This is a genomic window from Bradyrhizobium sp. NAS96.2, assembly GCF_001908235.1.
Lineage (GTDB): Bacteria > Pseudomonadota > Alphaproteobacteria > Rhizobiales > Xanthobacteraceae > Bradyrhizobium.
Genome location: NZ_LGHK01000166.1, coordinates 1 through 21,355, shown reverse-complemented (window position 1 = coordinate 21,355; position 21,355 = coordinate 1). Strand labels below are relative to the sequence as shown.

The 21,355-nt window shown below is 65.1% G+C and carries 19 protein-coding genes and 1 pseudogene; 9 read left to right on the top strand and 11 right to left on the bottom strand.

All coding sequences use genetic code 11. The annotated features are described in order from the left end of the window. Positions 1-335: 335 nt before the first annotated feature. Positions 336-887: a PRC-barrel domain-containing protein gene (locus AC628_RS30485; protein ID WP_074130492.1), complete on the top strand. Its 552-nt coding sequence runs from the start codon at positions 336-338 to the stop codon at positions 885-887. An 87-nt stretch (positions 888-974) separates the two neighbouring features. Here the strand turns inward: AC628_RS30485 and AC628_RS30480 are convergent, their stop codons facing one another. Continuing rightward, complete coding sequence (locus AC628_RS30480; RefSeq protein ID WP_245321403.1) at positions 975-2,309, bottom strand: glycerophosphodiester phosphodiesterase family protein; 1,335 nt, start codon at positions 2,307-2,309, stop codon at positions 975-977. Between the two features lie 450 nt (positions 2,310-2,759). On the opposite strand from AC628_RS30480, the gene AC628_RS30475 reads away from it, so the two are divergent. Together AC628_RS30475 and AC628_RS44350 are read left to right on the top strand one after the other, a co-directional pair. Continuing rightward, positions 2,760-3,047 carry a hypothetical protein gene (locus tag AC628_RS30475; protein ID WP_074130491.1) on the top strand — a complete coding sequence of 96 codons (288 nt, stop codon included), beginning with the start codon at positions 2,760-2,762 and terminating at the stop codon, positions 3,045-3,047. A gap of 124 nt (positions 3,048-3,171) precedes the next feature. Beyond that, entirely contained in the window at positions 3,172-3,321 is a 150-nt protein-coding gene (locus AC628_RS44350; protein ID WP_168193478.1) for a hypothetical protein, read from the top strand. A gap of 138 nt (positions 3,322-3,459) precedes the next feature. On the opposite strand, the gene AC628_RS30470 is transcribed toward AC628_RS44350, so the two are convergent. The 3 genes and pseudogenes from AC628_RS30470 to AC628_RS30460 all read right to left on the bottom strand — a co-directional run bounded on the left by AC628_RS30470 (position 3,460) and on the right by AC628_RS30460 (position 7,475). Further along, positions 3,460-4,674: an ABC transporter substrate-binding protein gene (locus AC628_RS30470; protein WP_074130490.1), complete on the bottom strand. Its 1,215-nt coding sequence runs from the start codon at positions 4,672-4,674 to the stop codon at positions 3,460-3,462. 333 nt (positions 4,675-5,007) lie between these two features. Further along, positions 5,008-6,577: pseudogene (locus AC628_RS30465) on the bottom strand (DUF4403 family protein). A 208-nt stretch (positions 6,578-6,785) separates the two neighbouring features. Next, entirely contained in the window at positions 6,786-7,475 is a 690-nt protein-coding gene (locus tag AC628_RS30460; RefSeq protein ID WP_074130489.1) for a L,D-transpeptidase, read from the bottom strand. Between the two features lie 248 nt (positions 7,476-7,723). Here AC628_RS30460 and AC628_RS30455 point away from each other — a divergent pair, with 248 nt between their 5' ends. Beyond that, the gene (locus tag AC628_RS30455) at positions 7,724-8,944 is read left to right on the top strand and encodes an acyltransferase family protein (protein WP_074130488.1); all 1,221 of its coding nucleotides are present in this window, start codon (positions 7,724-7,726) and stop codon (positions 8,942-8,944) included. A 25-nt stretch (positions 8,945-8,969) separates the two neighbouring features. On the opposite strand, the gene AC628_RS30450 is transcribed toward AC628_RS30455, so the two are convergent. Then, the gene (locus AC628_RS30450; RefSeq protein WP_074130503.1) at positions 8,970-9,752 is read right to left on the bottom strand and encodes a sulfite exporter TauE/SafE family protein; all 783 of its coding nucleotides are present in this window, start codon (positions 9,750-9,752) and stop codon (positions 8,970-8,972) included. Positions 9,753-9,865: 113 nt separating this feature from the next. Beyond that, a complete protein-coding gene (locus AC628_RS30445) occupies positions 9,866-11,248 on the bottom strand; it encodes a TAXI family TRAP transporter solute-binding subunit (RefSeq protein ID WP_074130487.1) in 1,383 nt (460 codons plus the stop codon). 138 nt (positions 11,249-11,386) lie between these two features. Between AC628_RS30445 and AC628_RS30440 the strand changes: the two genes are divergently transcribed. The 3 genes from AC628_RS30440 (at position 11,387) to AC628_RS30430 (ending at position 14,036) form a co-directional block, all read left to right on the top strand. Further along, positions 11,387-12,442 carry a glycosyltransferase family 4 protein gene (locus AC628_RS30440; RefSeq protein ID WP_074130486.1) on the top strand — a complete coding sequence of 352 codons (1,056 nt, stop codon included), beginning with the start codon at positions 11,387-11,389 and terminating at the stop codon, positions 12,440-12,442. A 33-nt stretch (positions 12,443-12,475) separates the two neighbouring features. Beyond that, complete coding sequence (locus AC628_RS30435) at positions 12,476-13,165, top strand: class I SAM-dependent methyltransferase (RefSeq protein WP_050424380.1); 690 nt, start codon at positions 12,476-12,478, stop codon at positions 13,163-13,165. 253 nt (positions 13,166-13,418) lie between these two features. Then, positions 13,419-14,036: a hypothetical protein gene (locus AC628_RS30430; protein ID WP_074130485.1), complete on the top strand. Its 618-nt coding sequence runs from the start codon at positions 13,419-13,421 to the stop codon at positions 14,034-14,036. Between the two features lie 282 nt (positions 14,037-14,318). On the opposite strand, the gene AC628_RS30425 is transcribed toward AC628_RS30430, so the two are convergent. Continuing rightward, the gene (locus AC628_RS30425) at positions 14,319-15,983 is read right to left on the bottom strand and encodes an aminotransferase class III-fold pyridoxal phosphate-dependent enzyme (RefSeq protein ID WP_074130484.1); all 1,665 of its coding nucleotides are present in this window, start codon (positions 15,981-15,983) and stop codon (positions 14,319-14,321) included. Between the two features lie 34 nt (positions 15,984-16,017). Between AC628_RS30425 and asd the strand changes: the two genes are divergently transcribed. Beyond that, entirely contained in the window at positions 16,018-16,884 is an 867-nt protein-coding gene (gene asd, locus AC628_RS30420; protein WP_074130483.1) for an archaetidylserine decarboxylase, read from the top strand. 197 nt (positions 16,885-17,081) lie between these two features. Further along, positions 17,082-17,969 carry an NUDIX hydrolase gene (locus tag AC628_RS30415; RefSeq protein WP_074130482.1) on the top strand — a complete coding sequence of 296 codons (888 nt, stop codon included), beginning with the start codon at positions 17,082-17,084 and terminating at the stop codon, positions 17,967-17,969. 17 nt (positions 17,970-17,986) lie between these two features. On the opposite strand, the gene AC628_RS30410 is transcribed toward AC628_RS30415, so the two are convergent. The 4 genes from AC628_RS30410 to AC628_RS30395 form a co-directional block, all read right to left on the bottom strand. Beyond that, positions 17,987-19,546, bottom strand: coding sequence for a FecR domain-containing protein (locus tag AC628_RS30410; protein WP_349510140.1), 1,560 nt, complete (start codon positions 19,544-19,546; stop codon positions 17,987-17,989). 162 nt (positions 19,547-19,708) lie between these two features. Continuing rightward, the gene (locus tag AC628_RS30405; RefSeq protein ID WP_074130480.1) at positions 19,709-20,035 is read right to left on the bottom strand and encodes a hypothetical protein; all 327 of its coding nucleotides are present in this window, start codon (positions 20,033-20,035) and stop codon (positions 19,709-19,711) included. 124 nt (positions 20,036-20,159) lie between these two features. Continuing rightward, on the bottom strand, positions 20,160-20,807 hold the full coding sequence (locus AC628_RS30400; protein ID WP_074130479.1) for an inner membrane-spanning protein YciB: 648 nt from the start codon (positions 20,805-20,807) through the stop codon (positions 20,160-20,162). A gap of 130 nt (positions 20,808-20,937) precedes the next feature. After that, a partial coding sequence (locus AC628_RS30395; protein ID WP_143201881.1) for a helix-turn-helix domain-containing protein occupies positions 20,938-21,355 on the bottom strand: 418 nt, incomplete at its 5' end.

Sequence of the window (21,355 nt, the reverse complement as noted above, 5' to 3'; positions counted from 1 at the left end):
CGACGCATGTCGATCGATGATGCGGCTGCGGGGACGCGTGTCCGCTTGTGCAGCGCGGTTCGCCGGGACGACTTAGTGAGCCAAACATCGTCACATCGGGGACTGCGCGTCCGGCGCAGTCGTGAGGCTCAACCGCAGTTTACTTGAGAGATCACGATCGCTTTCGTCAAGGACCGCGACGCTGCGTGCGCCGGAAAGTCCACACGCGCGGCCTGTTGCATCGCGCGTTCGGCATTGCCACAGACCGGCGGCGTTTGACCGCAGTTCCGTTAGGAACGGTTGCGAAGATGACGGGTTCTCCATGCATCGATTTTGCAACTGAGGAGAGCGCAACAATGTTGATCAAATCCTTCCTTGCCGGCGTCGCCGGCTCCGCGCTGCTTGCGACCGTCGCGTTTGCGCAGGCGCCCGCCGACAAGAGCGACAAAATGGCTCCCGCGGCGTCGCCGGCTCCTGCGGCATCGACGTCGGCCACGTCGCCAACCGAGTTCAAGGGCGACTGGCGCGCGTCGAAGGTCGTCGGCCTGAGCGTCTACAACGACAAGAACGAGAGCGTCGGCTCGATCAATGATCTCTTGATGGAGAAGGGCGGTACCATCAAGGCGGTCGTGATCGGTGTCGGCGGCTTCCTTGGCGTCGGCGAGCATCTGGTCGCCGTGCCACTCGACAAGGTGAAGTTCGTCAACGAGCCGATCGCCTATACCGGCGCCTCGAACACCGGCGCCGGCAGCAGCAACAAGATGTCGCCGACGAGTACCACAGGCGCGGCACCGGCTGCGCCGGCGGCGACGGCGAAGCCCAATCCCTGGTATCCGGACCACGCGGTTTTCGACGCGACCAAGGATGAGCTGAAGGCGATGCCGGAGTTCAAATATTCGACCGAATAACGCGGATCGCATCACGTGAAAGACAAGCGCGCCCGGTGATGCCGGGCGCGTCCTGTTGTGCCACAAGCCTGCGCTCGGCTGCTCGCCTCACCAGCCCAGTTCACGCAAGTAAGCCGCGCGGGCGGCAACGCCGGTGTGGGTGAAATCCGTGAACACCCCATCAACGCCGAGACGGAAGAACTTCAGATATTCGAGGCTCGGGTCGCCCCGATAATCGACAGCCAGATATTTCTTCTCGTTGCGGAACGTGAAGACATGCACGAACAGGCCGAGCTTGTGCGCGTCGGCAATCACGCTGGTCGCTTCCTGCGTTGAGGCCTCCGCCGTCGATCCCTTGTAGGGCTTGCCGTCGGCGCCAGCGTCCTTCCACGGCGAGACCTTGTACGGCACGATATAGGCCTTCCACGGACCGATGCCGTCGGCGTAGGTCTTGATCTCGGCGAGGCCTTCAGGGGTCAGCATCGCATCGAAGGTGCGGCCGTCACCCGCCACCGTCCAGTCGTAGGGACGGGAATTGGCGATGTTGTTGAGCAGTACCTTGCCGGTCTTGAAGTCGACGCCGTTGCCGTCGATCAGTTGGACCTGCCGCGTCTCGAGACCGTGACTGCGCATGTATTTCAGGCTGCCGGGCTCGAAGCTCTGCACGATGATCGGCGCGTCCTTCGAATTGAGGCCGTTCTCCTTGATGATCTTGATCAGGGCATCCTCGAGCGGATGGCTGCCGGGCGCGCCGCAGCCATTGGCGATCGCCTGGGCGTTGTTCCAGGTCGGATTCTTGGTTTCCGGATAGACCGAGATCGGGCGTCCCGTCGCCTTGCTCTTGGCCTTGGCGATGTCGATGATGTCCTGGAAGCTGATGATCGGAAACTTGCCGTTGAACAGTTTTGGCCGTTCGTTGGCCGCATCATAGGTGGTGCCGGCGATCCACTGCCTCAGCTCGGCCATGGTGAAATCGGTGATCGACCAGTCATTGGTGTGGTCGTCACCGTCGACGATCAGCGCCTTCAGCACCGATTTGGGATCGGCCGGATCAATCAGATCGGTCGGATATTCGGCCGGCCCGCTGGTCGGCGTCTGCGCCCATTTCACCTTGACGGGAACGCCCGGCGCCGTGCGCTTGCGAGCCGCAACCTCTGCGTTGGTCTTCGCCACTTCGGCGACATTGGTGTTGTCGCCGAGCCATGGATTGTGCCGCGCCACCAGCACGCAATCCTTGGTCAGATGCAGGTCCTCTTCGAGCGAGTCCGTTCCGAGGTCGGCGGCCAGCTCATACGATGCTTCGGTCTCTTCGGGCACCAGGCCCGGCACGCCGCGATGTCCGATCACGAGCGGCTGCTTGCCGTCGACGGTGAGGAAGGGTTTGGCGCCTGATGGCGCCGAGCCGGTTTGCGCCGACGCCATCGACGGCAGAAGGACCGCCAAGGTCGCCGCACCGAGCAGCGTCGCTCCAATGTGTAGTTTCCGTCTTGAACGATTCTGCTTCACGGGACTCGCCTCCATCTCTTTCTGGCATCGGGCGATGCCACAGTGCCGAGCCGATCACGGCCGACGCTATCGTCTTCTTGTCCCAGTCTCCTGACAGTCCGATGACTGCCACGGTCGCTCACGCACGTTTCACGCGAGCGTTTGTCGCCGGTCAGTCCTTCGCAGTCCACCGGAAGCATTTCCGAAAGTGCGGGCGGCGTGAACCGGGCGAACAAACCGGCCTTGCCGGCGCCGCGCATGGCCCCGCCGATCACACGGATAGTTGAAGCCCCGCGCTCGAATAAATCGCATCCGATTAAATCGGGATACTTGAAGGCCGGCCGCGCCATGCCTTTATCAGGCGCGAGCGAATTAATCGTATGCGATCTAAGTCGCGGGAGCGCTACTATGACCACCAGGATTTCCCACCTCGCCAGGACGTTCAAGACCATCGCGCTGGCTGCGGCGCTATCGGCCATCACTGCGACGGCGGCCTCGGCCCAGGCCGCGATCTCCGAGCCGGCTGCGTTCCAGGCGCTCTATCCGTATCGCGACGTGCTCAACAACGGCGCGCCGACGCCCGCGGCCAAGCTCGTGCTGGAGCCGCCGGCGGTGCTGCAGAGGCTTCAGGCGGAGGAGAGCGGCATCGGCATCGTTCGCCTGCCGCGCCACAGTTCGCATCGTGGCGGGCGCTGAAGCTGCCGCCCAATCGGATGCGGATCGCGCGCCTGTGATTGAATGATAAACGTCATTCTATTGACGTCGGGCGCGCGCCGACTACGTCGAAATACAGGACTTTCCCTTATGACGGAGACGTTCCATGACCAAGCAGACCGACCTCTCAAAGTTCTATCGCTTTGAGCTCGTGCACGGCGACCATGCCGACTTCATCGCCTATCAACGCAATCTGGGCGATGGCGTCTGGCAGACCTATTCGACCTGGATGATCCCGGGCGCCAACGGCGACTAAATGCGATCGCGGCTGACGAGGCGGTGATCGAAGCCTGTTGCGCAAAGAAAAACGCGCCCGGTGTGGCTGGGCGCGTTTTCTTGTTCGCTGTCATCGGGCGCGGGCTCCGGCGAGCGGATCGCCCGCAGCGGCGCGTCGTCAGTTCGACTTCACCAGCGGGCAGCCGCCCTTGTCGAGCGGACGGAACGCTTCGTCGCCGGGCACGGTGGCGATCAGCTTGTAGAGGTCCCACTCGTTCTTGGATTCCTCGGGCTTCTTGGTCTCGAACAGGTACATGTCGTGCACCATGCGGCCGTCGATCCGGATATGGCCGTTCTTGGCGAAGAAGTCGTTGATCGGCGTCTTGCGCATCTGTTCCATCACCTTCGGCGCCTCGTCGGTGCCGATGGCTTCGATCGCCTTCAGGTAGTGCATGGTCGCCGAGTAGAGGCCGGCCTGGATCATCGTCGGCATGTGGCCGACCTTCTCGTTGAAGCGCTTCGAGAACGCGCGGGTGTCGTCGTTCATGTCCCAGTAGAAGGCGTCGGTGACGATCAGGCCCTGTGTCGCCTTCAGGCCGAGCGCATGGGTGTCGGTGATCTCCATCAGCAGCGCGATCAGCTTCTGGCCGCCCTGGGCGAGGCCGAACTCGGCGGCCTGCTTCAGCGCGGTGGTGGTGTCGCCGCCGGCATTGGCCAGCGCCACGACCTTGGCCTTGGAGGCCTGCGCCTGCAGCAGGAAGGACGAGAAGTCCGACGAGTTGAGCGGATGCCGGACCTCGCCGAGCACCTTGCCGCCGCTCTCCTTGACGACGTTGGCGGCGTCGCGCTGCAGCGCCATGCCGAAGGCGTAGTCGGCGGTGACGAAGAACCAGGTGTCCTCGCCGCGCTTGACCATCGCCTTGCCGGCGACGTTCGACAGTGCGTAGGTGTCGTAGGTCCAGTGCACGGTGTTGGGCGAGCAGGCGGTGCCGGTGATGTCGGAGGAGCCGCCGCCGGAATTGATGTGGATCTTGTTCTTCTCGCGCGTCAGCGCCGAGATCGGCAGCGCGACCGACGAGGTCGGCACGTCGAGGATCGCATCGACCTTGTCGTTGTCGTACCAGTTGCGCGCGATGCTGACGCCGACGTCGGGCTTGTTCTGGTGATCGGCCACGACGACCTGGATCGGCTTGCCCTTCACCTTGCCGCCGTAATCGGCGACCGCCATCTCGACCGCGGCGACCGAGCCCTTGCCGGTGGCGTCCGCATAGAGGCTCGACATGTCGGTGAGCACGCCGAGCTTGACGACGTCGTCGGAGATCTGGGCGTTGGCAGCGGTGCCGGAGGCCGCAAGCGCGAGGCTGGCCGCCGCTGCGGCCAAGAGCGATTTCATCGTGTTTCTCTCCCTGATTTTTCGTCGAAGATTGCTTCCACGGGGCACCTTCTATCCGGTGCGGCAACCTGTCGCAAAGACGACTTTTTGGGCATGCGACGGATGGAACGCCGGATCGGCGAGGCGCCCGGGACGATGTTGGATTGGCTGGGTCGAGCGACCGCTTTCGTGCACCTCTCCCGCGTGCGGGGGAGGTCGGCGCGTAGCGCCGGGTGGGGGTTGTCCCCACAATATGACTCGCGGAGAGCCCCCACCCCAACCCTCCCCGCAAGCGGGAGAGGAGGCTCAACCGCTGTCGCGGCTGCCATCCAATTTACTCGCGTGACAATCTGGCTACAGCGCCGGTAGCGCGGTGACGGCGGCCTTGATGGTGCCGTCGGTTTCCACGACCACCCGGAGCGTCTTCGAATCGAACGCGATGCCGGCAAGGCGGATGCTGTTGACGTCGGCGTCGACCCGGATGCCTTCCTCGTTCTTCTGCAGGTCGGCGATGGCGGCGGCGATCTTGCGCTGCGCGTTGCTCGCGAACGGCTTGAGGTCGACCACCAGGCGGTCGGCGAGCGCCTGCTGCATGTGCGGGATCGCCGCGCGCGCCGCGGCGCCGAGCAGGCCGAACGCGGCCTCGGACTCGACCGCCAGCTCGACGTCGGCGAGCCGCAGCGTCTGCGCCGCCTGGTCGAGCCGCGGCCGCCCCCCAGATGTGTACGGTCGCCTCGGCGCCGAGGCCGAAGAAGCTCTTCTTCTCCTTGGCGTGCACCAGAAGCGAGATCAGAAGCCGATCGCCGGAGGCGGCGATGCTCGCGCTCTTGACGGTGACGTCGACCGGGCCGGAGCCGTCCTCGGGGAAGGTCTTGCCCTTCAGCTGCGCCTCGACGAGTTGCGTCAGCGTGGTGAAGGACATGTCGACAGGCAGGCCGACCGAGACCTGGCTCGGCATCGGCGGCACGATCGCGAGCTTGTCGGGGAACGGGCAGTTCGGCGTGGTCTGCGTCTCCGTGATCCGCGTTTCGGCCTCGATCCCCATGGTCAGGATCAGCGAGGACGCATCGACCTTCGGCTGCGCGGCAATCGCGCGGGTCGGCCGCAACTCGAGCCACATCGGCGGCATCGACGCGGTGCCGCCGGTGCCCTGCAGCGGGATCGAGCGGCAGGCCTTGGCCCATTGCGTGCGGGCGGTGTTCTGGAACACCGGGTCGTTGTGCAACCGCGCCTCGACCACGGAGATCTGGTCGGCGACCGCCTTGTCAATGACAGGCTTGACCTGGGCCGGTACGCTGATGCGGACGCCGGCGGCCGACAGGCCGGTGTCGCCGAGATTGACCTGCGCCTGCAGGTTCGGCTCGATCCGCCAGGACGCGCCGAGCTTCGGCCGCGCGGTCAGCGTGACGCTGCCCTTGATGTCGGCATTGGCGTTGATGTTCTTGATGTTCACGGCGCCGATCTGCTTGGCGACATTGCCGCCGAGCAGGTTGCCGAGCGCGTTGGTGACGGCGCCGGTCGCCTTGTCCGACAGCGAGCCGGTGACCTTGAGCGTGCCGTTGATCGGGGTCGTCAGCGTCAGCACGTCCTGTGCGCCGGTGGCTGCGATCGGCCCGCGCGACGCGGTCCAGCCGATGTCGGCATTTTGCAGGATTTGCTGGACCGGGTTGTCGGCCTTGCCGCCGAACGTCTTCGGCGCGCCGCGTTCGGCGGCATCGCGGATCGCCGACAGCGCGACCGAGACCTGCGCCACGACCGTCGAGGAGCGCGGCGCCTGCGGCAGCGGCGGCAGTTGCACCAGCGGCGGCGTCTGCACGGTGACGCTCGGCGCGAGCCAGTCCATGGCCTTGAGGCTGATTGCGAACGAGACCAGCACCACCGTGAGCCCGAGCGCGATTGTTCTTGGATGCATCGGTAGACGCATCGTCCCCCCGGATGAAAATCAACTTGACGGGTTGTACAGGCCCCCCGACGAGGGCGCCAGTGTGGCGGGATCAAGCTGCTTCAGGGGCGGAAACCGCCGCCCGCCCGCGATCACCCAGACGTTAACGATCCGGACGTTAACGATTGTGAACGCGACGACGGCCCCGGCATGATGCCGGAGCCGTTGTCGATGTCTGAATGTGTCGGGCTTAGCGGACGGCCGAGCCGAGATCGGCGCGGCGGTCGGTCATCGGCAGCACGATCACCTTGGTGCCGACGCTGACCCGCGAATACAGGTCGGTGACGTCCTGATTGGTGAGGCGCAGGCAGCCGGACGAGACGTGGGTGCCGATCGTCTCCGGCGCGTTGGTGCCGTGGATGCGGTACACGGTGCCGCCGAGATACATGGCGCGGGCGCCGAGCGGGTTGCCGGGGCCGCCGGCCATCTGGCGCGGCAGATAGGGCTGGCGGGCGATCATTTCCGGCGGCGGGGTCCAATCCGGCCATTCCGCCTTCTTGGTGATGGTCTGGGTGCCCGACCAGGTGAAGCCGTCGCGGCCGACGCCGATGCCGTAGCGCATCGCCTGGCCGCCTCCGAGCACCAGATAGAGATAGGTGTGCGGGGTGTCGATGATGATGGTGCCGGGCGCCTCGCGGGTCGGATAGGCGACGACCTGGCGGCGCAGGCGGGCGGGCAATTCGACGGAGCGGTCTTCTTCCTGCGCCTGCGGCATCGACTGCACCGGCGGCTGCACGGCCTCGGTCGGCGGCGTCAGGATGAAGGGGAAGATCGGCAGCGGAGCGGCCGCAGCGGAATTCGAGAAAGCAACGGATCCAATCGCCAGCGCACCGAAGGCGGCGGCAGCGAGACGTGCGTTCAGCTTGATGGAATTGAACATTGTCGACCCCTGTTGTTTGCGCCCTGCGCGCCAGTTCCGGCGCGTCGTTGGGTCAAACCAGTACAGGTGAGGCGTTTCAGGACGTTTGCACGAAATCGCCAAAATGGTTTCGTGCCGTTAGGGGTTTGTTTCGTCCGTGTTTCGTCGAACGGTTAAGGGCGGGTTGCCGGGAGGTGTCCCGTCCCAAGACATTTTTCCTGGCACGGCCCTTGCTGTCCGAAGGCGTGGTTCGGAATGGAGTGGAAGTCATGCCAGCGCCTTCGATCGGGAGCATGCTGGATCGGCAGAAAGGTTTTGGTCCCGGGTTCGATTTTCTCCGCGTTGCGCTCGCGATCTCGGTGGTCGCAGGGCATACGCCCTATGTTGCCACCGGTCACGGCGATTCCGATCCGACGTGGATCCTCTGGTTTCCGCAATTTGCGATCCTCGTGATGTTCTTCGCGCTGAGCGGGTTTCTGATCGCCGCAAGCGGGCTGCGGCTCAGCGTTAAGGAATTCCTGATCAATCGCGGCTTGCGGATCATTCCGGCACTCGCGGTCGAGATCGTGCTGTCGGCGTTGATCCTCGGGCCGATCTTCACGACGCTGCCGCTCTCCGACTATTTCACCAGCGCCGTCACCTGGAAATATTTTACGAACGTCGTCGGCCTGGTGAATTACACGCTGCCGGGCGTGTTCAGCAGCAATCCCGCGCCGGAGGTCAACAGTTCGCTGTGGACCGTGCCGTTCGAATACGGCTGCTACGCTGTGATGGCGGTCATCATGGCCCTGGGGCTGCTGCGCAAGCCGGTACTGATCGTGCTTGGCGTTGTCTTTCTGGTCGGCATCGGCTTTGCCGTGCAGATCACAGGGCATAGCGCCAATCCGTCGCAACTCCCTCCCGGTGTTGCGGGCACGCTGTACGACAAGATCTTCAGCACGGCGCTGTTTCTCGGACGCGGTGCGAAATTGCCGGTCGCCTGTCTGCTCGCAATCGTGGTCTACCTCTACCGCGACCGCATTCCCTATGACGGGCGCATTCTCGCCGCCTGCTGTGCGCTCTGCCTCGGCGCCGCGCTGCTTGGGCCGGTGGCCTGGATGACCCAGCCCGTCCTCAATGCCATCATCGCGCCGGCGCTGGTCTATATCACCGTGTTCCTCGGCGTCTCCAATCTGCCGCGGCTGCCGCTGTTTTCGAAGGGCGACTACTCCTACGGCATCTATCTGTATGGCTTTCCGATGCAGCAGGTGGTGAAATTGTGGCTGCCGAATGCGTCGCTGATAGTCCAGTTCGCCGTCGCCCTGGTGCTGATCACGGCGTTCGCGGCGTTTTCCTGGCACTGCATCGAGAAGCCGGTCCTCAAGCTGCGCCGCCATTTCTCCTTCGTGGCGCGCAAGCGGCTCGAGCCGGACGAGAAGGTCAAACCGCTCGAGGGGATCGGGCCGCTTGCGGTCAGCGTGAGCGGCAGCCGGAGCGCGCGATCTTCCTGACGGGAAGCAACAACGCCGGCGACACTCAGAGGTGAATGTATCCGGCCAGTCCGTCCCACAGCAGCTTGGCCGCCGTGACGACGAGAATGGCATAGCAGGCGCGGTACAGCGCGCGCTGGTCGAGGCGTTCGTGCAGCCGCCAGCCGGCCCAGACGCCGACCGGCACGGCCGGCACGCACAGCGCCATCAGCATCCACAGGCTGCGCGACGGCGTGGCGAGCACCAGCCAGGGACCTGCCTTCAGCAGGTTGCCGACCGTGAAGAACAGGCTGGTGGTGCCGGCGTAAAGCGCCTTCGACATGCCGAGCGGCAGCAGATAGATCGCAAGCGGCGGCCCGCCGGAATGCGCGACCATCGTGGTGACGCCGGAGGAGAGCCCGGCGAAGGTCGCCTTGATCGTCGAGCGCGGACGCGGCTTGATCTCGCCCCCGCCGATGAACCACAGCGCGGCGAACACCAGCGTCACCACGCCCATCACGATCTCGACCGCATGCCGGTCGAGATCGCGCAGCACGAAATAACCAAGGCAGATGCCGACGACGAGCGCGGGCAGCAGCATCGCAAGGTCGGTGCGCGACCAGGTATTGGGCCGCCAGAACCGCAGCGCCGTGATGTCCATCACGACGAACAGCGGCGCGAGCAGCGCGCCGGCCGCGATCGGATCCATCGCCAGCGAGAGCAGCGGAATGCCGACGATGGCAAAGCCGCCGCCGAACGCACCTTTCATGAAGGCGATCAGGAAGACGCCGGCCAGCGCCACCGCGAGTACGAACGGCGCGGGCAGGTCAGCGATGATGGACGCGGTCATGGTGTCGTGCGGAGCGTTGTGGCCGTACTCATACATGGCCACGCGCGCATGCACGCGCAATCCAAACATTGCTCTCGGAGCACATTGCTCTCGGTGCAATCGGCGTGTGCGCGCTAGCCGGTGCGCATCCTCGGCAGGCCCGCCCTGTCGCCGTAGATCACGGAACGGCGATCGGAGACGGCGTGATGGAATTGCTCGAGCGTCAGCCCGATCGCCGACAGGTCGCCTTCCTCGATCGCGCCGTCGTCGTAGCAATCGAGCGCCTCGCGCAGCAATGCGTCGGCATCGTTCTGCATCGCCGCGAGCTGCTCCGGCGTCTCGGCACTGCGTACTCGCGAGATCAGCGTCAGCAGATTGTCGCGATGGGTGATGTATTGCTCGCGCTCGTCGCGCTTCATGTGGTGGCGCAGCCATGCGCCGGCCGAGCCGAGGCCGGAGATCAGCAGGATGCCGCCCCAGATGTAGTCGGAGTATTTTTCGAGGAAGGTGCGCTCGGTGCCGTCGATATAGGCGGCAGCGCCCTGATGCGCCGGCAAAGCGGCGTCCTTGTCGGTGTCCGGCTTCTCGATCTTGGCCGCCGCCGGCAGGTCGCGCGCGACCTGGAGGCGCTGCGTAAACAATTGTCGGTCCAGCGCGCCGACGGTCGACTCGTGAAGGCTGTGCTGCGCGATGATCAGGTGATTGACGCTGACGGTCTCGACCTTGTCTTCGGGACGTGCCGGCGACGAGGAGAAGATGCTGCCGGCGATCTCTTCCGATTCGTAAAGCGGATGCTTCTGCGCGATCGCTTCGGAGACCTCGATGGGAATGAATTTCGGCTCGCCGCGCGCCGCAGCCGTCGCGGCGATCGCATCCGCCGTTACCTTGCTGTTGAGCGGCCCGACGGTCATGTAGGCGTCGAGCGATGGATCGCGTGCGAGGTCGGTGACCTTGTTGACGGCGAACTGGCTGACCGTGACCTTGTCTGGATTGACGCCGGACTCCGTCAGGATCACGCGCAGCAGTGTGACATTGGCCTGGGTGCTCCCGATCACCCCGACCTTGTGACCGGCAAGATCGTCGATGCTCTTGATCCTCGCAGACCGCTGCTTGCCCTTGCCGCCCGAGGGTGCCCAAAGCACGACGACGTTCTTGCGCAAGATCGCAACCGACTCGGCGCTTGCCGGCAGGCTGAGATCGCCGCGCACCACCGCGAGATCGACCTTGCTGGCCGTGAACAGCGCGATGCTCTCGGCGGCGCCCTGCGTCGGCACCAGCTTCAATCGCACCGAACTTCCGTCGTGCGCGAACGCCTGCGCGAAGCCCTGGATGAGCCTGACGTCGTCGCTGCCGGTCGGGCCGACGGCAATCGTCAGCGTCACTGGACGCAGCGCATAGAATAGCGTGCCGGCGGCGGCGCCAAACACAAAGATGCCGACCGCAAGTATCAGGAGCGACGAGTTTCGCCGTCTGAGCCTGCGGCGCGTGGTGCCGGGATGTTCGCTCTGCTCTGACATCTCTCTGTCATGTTACACGAAAAACCGGCAGTTCGCCGTGAAAATCAACCTAACATTTCGATGACGTCATACGTTTGAAACATCCATGTCAGAACGTCGTGCGAGCAGAATCAAGATTAACGATTTGGGTCTCCTGCGATGCGCATACTTGTTGCGACCGATGCCTGGCATCCGCAAGTCAACGGCGTGGTCCGGACGCTGACGTCGCTCGCGCGCAGCGCCGAGACGCTTGGCGCCGAGATCGAATTCCTCACCCCCGACGGTTTCCGTTCGGTCGGCGTGCCGACCTATCCGGGCCTGCGGATGGCGCTGCCGAACCGCCGCGAGATCGCGCGCCGGATCGAGGAGGCCGCGCCCGAGGCGATCCACATCGCGACCGAAGGTCCGATCGGCTGGGCGGTGCGCGGCTATTGCCAGCGCAACAAGCTCGCCTTTACCACGTCCTATACCACGCGCTTCCCGGAATATGTTTCGGTACGCACCGGAATTCCCGACGGCGTCGGCTACGCCGTGCTGCGTCACTTCCATGCCGCGGGCTCGATGACGATGGTCGCGACCGACTCGCTGCGGTCGGAGCTTGCCGAGCGCGGCTTCCGCAGGCTCGGCTTCTGGACCCGCGGCGTCGACACCAGGATCTTCAATCCGGATCAGCCGGCCGTGCTCGACCTGCCGCGGCCGATCTTCATGACGATGGGCCGCGTCGCGGTTGAGAAGAACCTCGATGCCTTCCTGTCGCTCGACCTGCCGGGCTCCAAGGTGGTGGTCGGCGACGGGCCGCAACGGGCCGCGCTGGAACAGAAATATCCCGACGCGATTTTCCTTGGCGAGAAGAAGGGTCAGGATTTGACCTCGCACCTCGCCGCCGCCGACGTCTTCGTGTTCCCGAGCCTGACCGACACCTTCGGCGTCGTGCAGCTCGAGGCGCTGGCCTGTGGCACGCCGGTCGCGGCGTTCCCGGTCACCGGTCCGAAGGACGTCATCGCGGATCATCCGATCGGCGCGATCGACAATGATCTGCGCAGCGCCTGCCTGCGCGCGCTGAACATGTCGCGCACGGACTGCCGCAATTTCGCGTTGGAGCGTTCCTGGGAAAACAGTGCGCGTCAGTTCATCGGCAATCTGGCTACGTTGCAGCCGAGCCGCGCGCCGCGGCCCGCACGCCGCGTCGCCGGCCGCAGTGCGGTTCCGAATTAACAGCTCAATCGAACGAAAGACGAGAGACTCTCTATGGCTGAAATCATCAAGCTGGGCGCAGACCGTTCCCTGGACTTCGACCGCGAAACGGTCGAGCAGGCCTATGACCGCTGGGCGCCGATCTACGACCTCGTGTTTGGCGGCGTGTTCAGCAAGGGCCGGCAGGCTGCGATCCAGGCCACCAACAAGATCGGCGGCCGGGTGCTCGAGGTCGGCGTCGGCACCGGCATCTCGCTGCCGCTCTATAGCCAGAACGTGCGCATCTTCGGCACCGACATTTCCGAGGCGATGCTCGAGAAGGCCAAGAAGCGGGTCACCGAGCAGGGCCTGAAGAATGTCGAGGGCCTTGCGGTGATGGATGCCGAGAAGCTCGAATTCCCCGACAATTCGTTCGACGTGGTGATGGCGCAGTACGTGCTCTCGGCAGTGCCGAACCCGGAAGCAGCCCTCGATGAATTCGCCCGCGTGGTGCGTCCGGGCGGCGAACTGATCATCCTGACCCGGGTCAGCGCCGATGCCGGCGTCCGCCGCTTCATCGAGCAGAAGCTGCAGCCGGTGGTGCGCCCGCTCGGGTTCCGCACCGCCGAATTCGCCTGGTCGCGCTACACCAAGTGGCTCTCCGGCGCGCGCGGCATGGAGCTCGCCGAGCGCCGCCTGATCCCGCCGCTCGGCCATTTCTCGCTGGTCCGCTTCCGCAAGGCGGACGTCGCCAAGGCGGCTTAAAGAGGCGGCCTGAAGAGCCGCCTGAAGGCGGCCCAGCCCGCCGGTCCTCCAAGGTGAGATGGCGCACAGCGCGCCGCAAACCGGGAGGCTACGATCTCCTCTGCCTCATCCCCGCAAATCTCCGGGATGAGGCGAGACCCTTCTCCAGTCGCGTCAAGGTGTCGCTCCGCATTGTCATATGTCATTATGATGATGTCACACGCGATACATCGAATCCCTGTAGATTCTGTCCCGAAAGATGTTGGGGGAACCAATGATCAAGAATTTTCTGCAAGAGCTGCGTACCCAGCGCTGGGATGACCATCGCTTCTACCATCACAGCCGGATCAACCAGAGCCTGCACTTCGTCAGCGCGCTGAGCTTCCTGTTCGCCTATGTGATGCTGTTCTTCGATCCGGTCGTGTCGGCGCTGGTCGGCTGGCTGGTCTCGATGACCTCGCGCCAGGCCGGTCACTTCTTCTTCGAGCCGAAGGGGTATGACCACGTCAACCAGGCGACCCACGAGCACAAGGAAGACATCAAGGTCGGTTATAATCTGCAGCGCAAGGTCGTGCTGATGGCGATCTGGGCGCTGTCGCCGATGGTGCTGTACTTCGATCCGACGCTGTTCGGCCTGTTCAAGCCCTGGGTCACGATGGGCGACTTCACCCGTCAGGTCGCCAAGATCTGGCTCGCGGTCGGCGTCGGCGGCCTCTTGTTCCGCACCATCCATCTGTTCTTCATCCGCGACGTCGAGACCGGCCTCGTCTGGATGACCAAGATCGTCACCGATCCGTTCCACGACCTGAAGCTCTATCACAAGGCGCCGCTGTTCCTGATGAAGGGCGAGCTGATCGATCCGGGTCTCGAGAAGCACGTCAAGCACGCCTGATCGTTGCTCCCAGCGTCTGCAAACTTGCGTCGTGCCCGGGCTTGTCCCGGGCACTACCGTCTTAGGGCTACGGTGGATCATCAATTGTTGAGCGCTTTCGACCGCGCGCATGCTTCACCTCGCCCCGCCTGCGGGGAGAGGTCGGATTGCATCGTCAGATGCAATCCGGGTGAGGGGGGCTCACCGCGAGCCCGTCTTTTACCGACTATGTGGAGAAAGCCCCTCACCCCGACCCTCTCCCCGCAAGAGCGGGGCGAGGGAGCAGAAGGACAGCGCCAGCCGTCAGCGCCCAAGCCTCACAGCGACCATCTCTTTCAGGATCTGCCGCTTGATGTTCTTGTTGGTGAGGCCTTCCTTGTGCCACCACCAGCCGTCGCGCTTCATCTTGTCGCAAGCCGCGACGAAGCGGTCGCTGACCTCCGCGAAGTCCGCGTCGGTGTAGTTCAGCGTGAAGATCAGGCGGCCGGTGCCGACCCAGCTCAGCGCCAGTCCCTCGGCCCGCAGGTAGTATTGCAGCATCCAATTGTAGCGGGACGGCTCGGTGTAATAGACGGTCCAGATCGACGAGATGTTGCCGACGCGAACCGGCAAGCCTTGCGCTTCGAGCCGGTCGTTGAGCGACTTGGCGCGGCCGTTCCAGGTCTCGTCCAGCCCGTTATAGATCGAGCGGAAGTTCGGGCTGGCGAGCCGGCTCAGGAATTCGTCCATCGCCGTCATCACGTAAGGGTGCGAGTTGAAGGTGCCGCGGGCGAAGCAGATGTCGGCCGGACGGTCGTCGCGGAAGCGCCGCATCAGGTCCTTGCGGCCGCACACCACGCCGACCGGAAGCCCGCCGGCGAGACTCTTGCCGTAGGTCGCCATGTCGGCCTTGACGCCGAAATATTCCTGCGCGCCGCCGGCGGCGAGGCGGAAGCCGACGAACACCTCGTCGAAGATCAAGACGATGCCGCGCTCGGTGCAGACCTCGCGCAGCTTCTTCAGCCATTCGGTGTAGGCGGCGCGGTCGTACCGGGAGGAGCGCGAGGAATCGACCAGCGCGGAATCGCCGGGCGCGTTGCCGTTCGGATGCAGCGCCTGCAGCGGATTGACCAGTACGCAGGCGATGTCCTTGCGGGTGCGCAGCACGTGCAGGGTCTGCTCCGACATGTCGGCGAGCGTGTAGGTCTCGTGCGGCGACACCGGATTGCCGACGCCGGGCTGCACCTCGCCCCACCAGCCGTGATAGGCGCCGGCGAAGCGCACGAGGTGTGTGCGCTTGGTGTGGTAGCGCGCGAGCCGCACCGCCTGCATTACGGCTTCGGTGCCGGACATGTGGAACGAGACCTCGTCGAGACCGGAGATCTCGGTCAGGCGCTTGACGTTGTCGGCGATAACAGGGTGGTAGGGGCCGAGCACCGGACCCAGCGCATGGGCGCGCTTCTCGCCCTCGGCGATGCACTCCTTGTAGAAGTCGTTGCCGAAGATATTGACGCCGTAGGAGCCGGTCAGGTCGTAGGATACGTTGCCGTCGAGGTCGGTGACGGTGACGCCGCGGGAGGCCTCGACGAAGGCCGAGGTGCCGAGATGCTCGCGCACCAGGCGGCTGTACTGGAACGGCACGCGGTAGCTTTCGGTGAACTGCAGATCGGAGATCCGCTCCGTCACCTCGGCGGTCAGCGCGCGGCCCTTGGGATAGCGATCCTGGTAGAGGCCGGCGAGGCGGAAGAAGCCGTCCTGGCGCTGCATCGCGATATCCTTCGGCGCTCCGTCGGAGCAGAAGAACTGGTCGATGTCGAATTCGTAGTGCGGCACCATGCGCGCCACCATCTTGGACATCTTGGAATGTCCGGTCAGCGAGCGGTGCTTGGCGCGCGACAGCGCGATGCGGGCCTGAATTTTGGGGAAAGCTGCGGCGGCGCCGGCAAGTGCGGCGGCGGACAGCGAGAGAATCGGAAGGGATGTTTCCATGACAGAAGCGCTAGCCTCAGCACCTAACAAATTCATGACAGTCAAGGGCCTGATCTCGGCATTCACCCAGCAGGAAGACCTCAATTTCCTGCTCACCAACCGGATTCCGCGGGCCGCGCTGACCCGCTTCATGGGCTGGTTCTCCAAGATCGAGAACCCGCTGGTGCGCGATGCCTCGATCGCCTGCTGGAAGCTGTTCTCCGACCTCGATCTGTCGGAAGCGAAGAAGTCCGAGTTCAAGAGTTTGCACGATTGCTTTACCCGTGAGCTGAAGCCGGGCCTGCGCCCGGCGGCGGCCGATCCCGCCATCATCGCGAGCCCGTCGGACGCAATCATCGGCGCGCACGGGCGGATCGAGGACGGGCAACTGTTCCAGGTCAAGGGCGCGCCCTATTCGCTGCTCGATCTGGTCGGCGATCCCGCGCTGGTCGAGCAGCACCGGAACGGCCGCTTCGTCACGCTGCGGCTGACCTCAAGCATGTATCACCGCTTCCACGCGCCCTATGATCTTGCCATCGACAACGTGACGTTCATTCATGGCGACGTCTGGAACGTCAATCCGATCGCGCTGAAGCGGGTCGAGCGGCTGTTCTGCAAGAACGAGCGCGCGGTGCTGCGCGCCAAACTCCCGACCGGCGAGGCGCTGACGCTGGTTCCGGTCGCCGCGATCCTTGTCGCCAGCCTTCGCCTGCATTTCCTCGACGTCACGCTGAACGCGCAGTCGCGCGGTCCGGTGGATTTTCCCTGTGACGCACATGTGAAGAAGGGCGACGAGCTCGGCTGGTTCGAGCACGGCTCGACCATTATCGTGCTCGCGCCCGACAATTTCGAGTTCTGCGACAATGTCGCCGAGGGAACGCGGATCAAATGCGGCGAACCGCTGTTGCGCAAACCCTCATAGCGCTTTCGAGCGAAGTGGACACCGGTTCGCGTGAACAAAGCGCGTCAAATAGGAATTTTGATGCCGCTTTGTCCTTCGCATGTCATTGTTTGAGCATGTTCTGCCCGCAAAACCGGTTTCCACTTTTCCGGATCATGCTTTAGAATGGCTGCGATCGTCGTGCGACGATCCTAAATCGCAAACCTTTGGAATATGAGATGGCGCGGACGCCTGTTCTGGCGGCGGGAGGTATTGTGCTGCGGCGGGAGGCGCCGCCGCGCTTTGCCGTCGTGCGCCTGCGCAAGCGCAATGAATGGGTGCTGCCGAAGGGCAAGCTCGATGACGGTGAGACGGCGCGCGCCGCCGCCGAGCGCGAGGTGCTGGAAGAAACCGGCCACGACGTCGACGTGCACGAGTTCCTGGGCACGCTGGTCTATGATTCAGGCGGGCGCTCCAAGGTGGTGCATTACTGGCGCATGGATGCCGGCGGCAAGCCGGTGCGCGAATTGATGAGCGACATCAGGGAAGTCGACTGGCTGCCGCTTGATGCGGCGCTCGAGCGGCTGTCACGCGGCTATGAACGCGCGTTCCTGGAGAATGTCGGCCCGATCGCGTTGCTGGCTGCGGCGCAGGCCGAGCGCGAGCGGCGCGCACGCTTGCGCGTTGCGGCCGCAGAGCGTCGGCGTGCGCGGCCTGCTGCCGAAGAGCCCATCGTCGATCAGCCCGCGATCGGTGCGGAGCCCATTGCCGCGAAGATGCCTGCGGCCGGTGATGAGCCCGTGGTCGCTGAAGCGGCAGTGGCCGCCGGAACGCCGAGCGTCGTTGACGCGCCTCTGTCTGTTGAGGTGCAAGTCACGGCTGAAACGTCTGATGTCGTGGAGATATCGGCGGTGGATACCGAACCGGGTCGGCCGGGCGTGGTGTCTGAGAATGCTGCTACGGATGCCGGTGAAGCGGTCGAGATCGAGAACGCCGTGGAGGCGGCTGCATCGGAAAAGCCGCTGCCATCCGCGCGTGAGATCGAACCCGTCGCCACGGCGGTTCAGCCCATCCCGCGCAAGAACCTGATCGAACGCGTGCGCGACTGGCTGCGCCGCGCGGCCTGACACCGCGCGTTGCCACATCAGTTATGGCGCTTGTCCTTGGGCTGCGGCCTCGCCGCACGCGGCGGCGGTGCGCGCCGTTGCTGGAAGGCTGGGCGTGCCTGCACGGCGGGCCGTTGCATGCCGGGGCGCACACCCGGCGCAGCTGCTGAACGCCGGGCCGCGCCTGGCCCGGTGCCSSCGGTGCGGGCTGTGCCGCGCCTTGTCGCGGGCACGCCGGGTTGATGAGCCGGCTGAGTCGCTGGCTGTCCTGGCTGGCGCACGCCGCCCGGCGGCTGTGTGTGTCCGGGCTGCAGGCCGCCTTGACGTGCAGGCGACTGTTGTCCGCCGGGCTGCGTCGCGCCGCCCTGACGTGCGGGCTGTTGTCCCGCAGGCTGCTGTCCAGCCGGTGTCTGGACGCCGGGCGCGTGCGGCAGCGTGGTGCCGCCGGGTTGGCCGGGCAGCGCGTGCTGTGCGCCGCCTTGCTGCTGCGTGCCGGGCTGCTGCGAGCCTTGCCGTCCGGGTGTGCCGGGTTGCTGCGGCTGGCCGGGACGGTTTTGCTGACCGGGCTGCTGCAACTGGCCCGGACGATTCTGCTGACCCGGCTGTTGTGGAGCGTTGCGGTTCTGGCCCGGCAGGCCGTTCCGGCGCTGCGGGTTCGGCTGCACCGGCTGGCCGCGGTTCGGATAGGGCGCGGCCGGATTGGTCCTGCGGAAGTCCGGATTGGCTCTGCGGAAGTCGCGCTGCTCGGTCACGACCTGGCGGCCCAGCGTCTGCGCGGAATGCACCGCGCGCACGAAACCCTGGTCGCGCGTCATCTGCTGCGGCGAGATCGTCAGCGGCACCGCGGCGAAGCGGGCGCCGCCGGTGCCGGGACGAATCGCAAAGCCGCTCGCGCCGCGCGTCAGCACGCCGAGCGAGGCGCCTGCGCGGTCGTTGACCTCGATGCGGCCGACATGCCCGTCGGCGTCGGGATAGAGCTTGATGCCGACATTGTTGCTGGTCGCGGTCGCGCCTTCGGGCACTTCGACAAGGCCGGTGGTGCCGCGGATGCCGAGGGTAGCGGTCGGCGTCGAGATCTTCATGTCGCCGGTCTTGGCGACGGCAGCGGCGACGAACGCCGCCGTTCCCTTGGCGACGTTGAACAGCGCAGCGTTCTGCTGGCGGCCATCCTCGTAGACGTAGTTGTCGATCGTGATCCTGGCGTTGGCGCGCAGGTTGAAGGTGGTGCCGTCGTTGAAGGTGATGCCGAGCGAGGAGGTCGCCGATGTGGCGACATCGTCATTGGCAAAGATGTCGTCGCGGATCTGCAGCGGCGTCGTGGTGTTGTTGCGCGTGACGGTGGCGGTTCCGGTCAGCGTCGCGACGTTGCCGATCGGCTCGGGCGCAGTCGGTTGCGCACTCGCGGCTGGCGCCGGAGCTGCAGGCGCAGGTGTTGCGGGAGCAGGCGCAGCCGGTGTTGCCGTCGGCGCCGGGGCGGCAGAAGGCGCAGGCTGTTCTTGCGCGAGCTGTGTCAGGCCGGGCGCGGCGCTGGCCGTTGTATGCCAACTCATGGTGACGCCGGCACCAAGCAGAAGCGCAAAGAGAAAGGTGCGGCGCATCACCATCGATTCCCGGGGAGGCATTGGGGATCGGCAATTGAGCCGCGTCAGGCTGAATGCCGAATGAACGGTCCTGCCTTGTTGTCATGGCGGACCGGAACGATCAAGCACCGCGCTCCCTGCGGGAGGCGGTGCTCATTCGTTGGTCGGGAAGGGGTTGGATCAGCCGCGCTTGTGCGGGGTGATGTTGAGCGGCTTCGCCGGCTTGACTGCGGGCGAATAGCTTGCGGGCTGCGCGGCGGTGGCGGGCGGCACGTAGTGGAATACGGCCTTGCAACCGTCGCTGAGCAGCGCGCGCTGGCGGACCATGCAGGCGGTGACGCGATCGACATCGGGGATTTCCGAGCTGCATAGCCGCATCGCGTCGCCGGTGCACATCTGCTGCTGCTCATCGGTGTAGGCATAGGACGCCGAGGTCAAGAGACCGAGCGTGAACGCGGTTGCCGCCAGCAGTTTGCCGTGACGAAGCGCGGAAGCGGTGAAAGCCATGGTGTCCCCCTTGTGGTGATCGCGCCGATGCAGCGCGTCGTCGAGCGCATCAGTAGGGAGGCTTGGTTTCAGCGATTCTTCGTGCGCCCGGCAAAATGGTTTCGTCGCGCGCCGGTTTGTTTCGTTAACCAGTCGCGGACGGCGTGAGATCCGCCGTTACGGCACCGCGGGCCGCCGGAGCGCCCTCGAGCGCGAGCACGGCTTCGCGCTCGGCTTCGGGCATAGCGCGAATGCGGCGCCTTGCGGTGAGGCGGAGCGCGGCAAAGCCGCCGAGGAACACCACGATCTTGCTGACGATGCCGAAGATCGGCATCACGACGGCCCAGGTCGTGATCTCGCAGGTCAGCGCGACGAAGGCGTTCACCGCGGCGGAGACGAACATCAGCCCCGACCAGACGTAGCCGACCTTGACGGCGACATCGGGCACCACTTTCCGCGCGATCGCGGGCAGATAGCGGTTGAGCCAGCCGGGCTTCAGCATCACGACGCCGACGATGGCGTAGATCACGCTCGGCTTGAACAGCACAAAGCGCGGGTCATTGGTGAGGAGCGTCGCGGTGCCCGCGGTGACCACCAGGAACAGACTCAGCCATTCCATGGTGTCGATCCGCTTGCCGCGCATGATCTGGAGGCCGATCTGCACGACGCCGAACGCGATGCCGAGGCCGACCGAGAGCGCAGTGTTGTGCGTCAGCAGGAACAGAACAAGAAAGACGAGGGTCGACGCCAGGTCGAGGGCCAGCAGCCGTGCCGCGGTGAGGAAATGCTTCATGGGCCGTTGCGCTCCGCTTGCCTTTGTGACGCCTGATCACGCCTTGCCGCGACGCGGCGCCTGCGTCGGCGCAGCTAGGCAGATTGTCGGGCTGCAAGCCTATCGATTTCTGAAATCGAGGAGCGAATTCTCACTCCGATCGGGCGATTTCCGCCGCATCCGCGGTTTGCCGGGCAATCGCCTGGCGGCGAAACTCGGTCGGCGTCAGCCCGGTGTCCGCCTTGAAGGCGCGGTTGAACGGCGCCAGCGACTGGAATCCGGCATCGAGCGCAATCGTCAGCACCGGCACCTCGGCCTGGCTGGCATCGGCGAGCGCCGCCTTGGCCTCGTCGAGCCGATAGCGGTTGAGGAAGGCATTGAAGTTCCGGTGGCCGAGCCCGTCATTGATCAGGGTGCGCAATCGGTATTCCGGCATGCCGAGTTTGACCGCCAGCACGCCGATGGTCAGCCCCTCCTGCCGATAGGTCCGCTCGGTCGCCATCAGGTGTCGGAGGTGATTGAGCGCGGCCTGGCTCGACGCTGGCGGGCCGGCATGCGCAAGAGCGCGC

Coding starts and splice junctions, on each gene's coding strand:
- AC628_RS30485 (WP_074130492.1), top strand. CDS start 336: ATGTTGATCAAATCCTTCCTTGCCGGCGTCGCCGGCTCCGCGCTGCTT.
- AC628_RS30475 (WP_074130491.1), top strand. CDS start 2,760: ATGACCACCAGGATTTCCCACCTCGCCAGGACGTTCAAGACCATCGCG.
- AC628_RS44350 (WP_168193478.1), top strand. CDS start 3,172: ATGACCAAGCAGACCGACCTCTCAAAGTTCTATCGCTTTGAGCTCGTG.
- AC628_RS30470 (WP_074130490.1), bottom strand. CDS start 4,674: ATGAAATCGCTCTTGGCCGCAGCGGCGGCCAGCCTCGCGCTTGCGGCC.
- AC628_RS30460 (WP_074130489.1), bottom strand. CDS start 7,475: ATGTTCAATTCCATCAAGCTGAACGCACGTCTCGCTGCCGCCGCCTTC.
- AC628_RS30455 (WP_074130488.1), top strand. CDS start 7,724: ATGCCAGCGCCTTCGATCGGGAGCATGCTGGATCGGCAGAAAGGTTTT.
- AC628_RS30450 (WP_074130503.1), bottom strand. CDS start 9,752: ATGACCGCGTCCATCATCGCTGACCTGCCCGCGCCGTTCGTACTCGCG.
- AC628_RS30445 (WP_074130487.1), bottom strand. CDS start 11,248: ATGTCAGAGCAGAGCGAACATCCCGGCACCACGCGCCGCAGGCTCAGA.
- AC628_RS30440 (WP_074130486.1), top strand. CDS start 11,387: ATGCGCATACTTGTTGCGACCGATGCCTGGCATCCGCAAGTCAACGGC.
- AC628_RS30435 (WP_050424380.1), top strand. CDS start 12,476: ATGGCTGAAATCATCAAGCTGGGCGCAGACCGTTCCCTGGACTTCGAC.
- AC628_RS30430 (WP_074130485.1), top strand. CDS start 13,419: ATGATCAAGAATTTTCTGCAAGAGCTGCGTACCCAGCGCTGGGATGAC.
- AC628_RS30425 (WP_074130484.1), bottom strand. CDS start 15,983: ATGGAAACATCCCTTCCGATTCTCTCGCTGTCCGCCGCCGCACTTGCC.
- asd (WP_074130483.1), top strand. CDS start 16,018: ATGACAGTCAAGGGCCTGATCTCGGCATTCACCCAGCAGGAAGACCTC.
- AC628_RS30415 (WP_074130482.1), top strand. CDS start 17,082: ATGGCGCGGACGCCTGTTCTGGCGGCGGGAGGTATTGTGCTGCGGCGG.
- AC628_RS30405 (WP_074130480.1), bottom strand. CDS start 20,035: ATGGCTTTCACCGCTTCCGCGCTTCGTCACGGCAAACTGCTGGCGGCA.
- AC628_RS30400 (WP_074130479.1), bottom strand. CDS start 20,807: ATGAAGCATTTCCTCACCGCGGCACGGCTGCTGGCCCTCGACCTGGCG.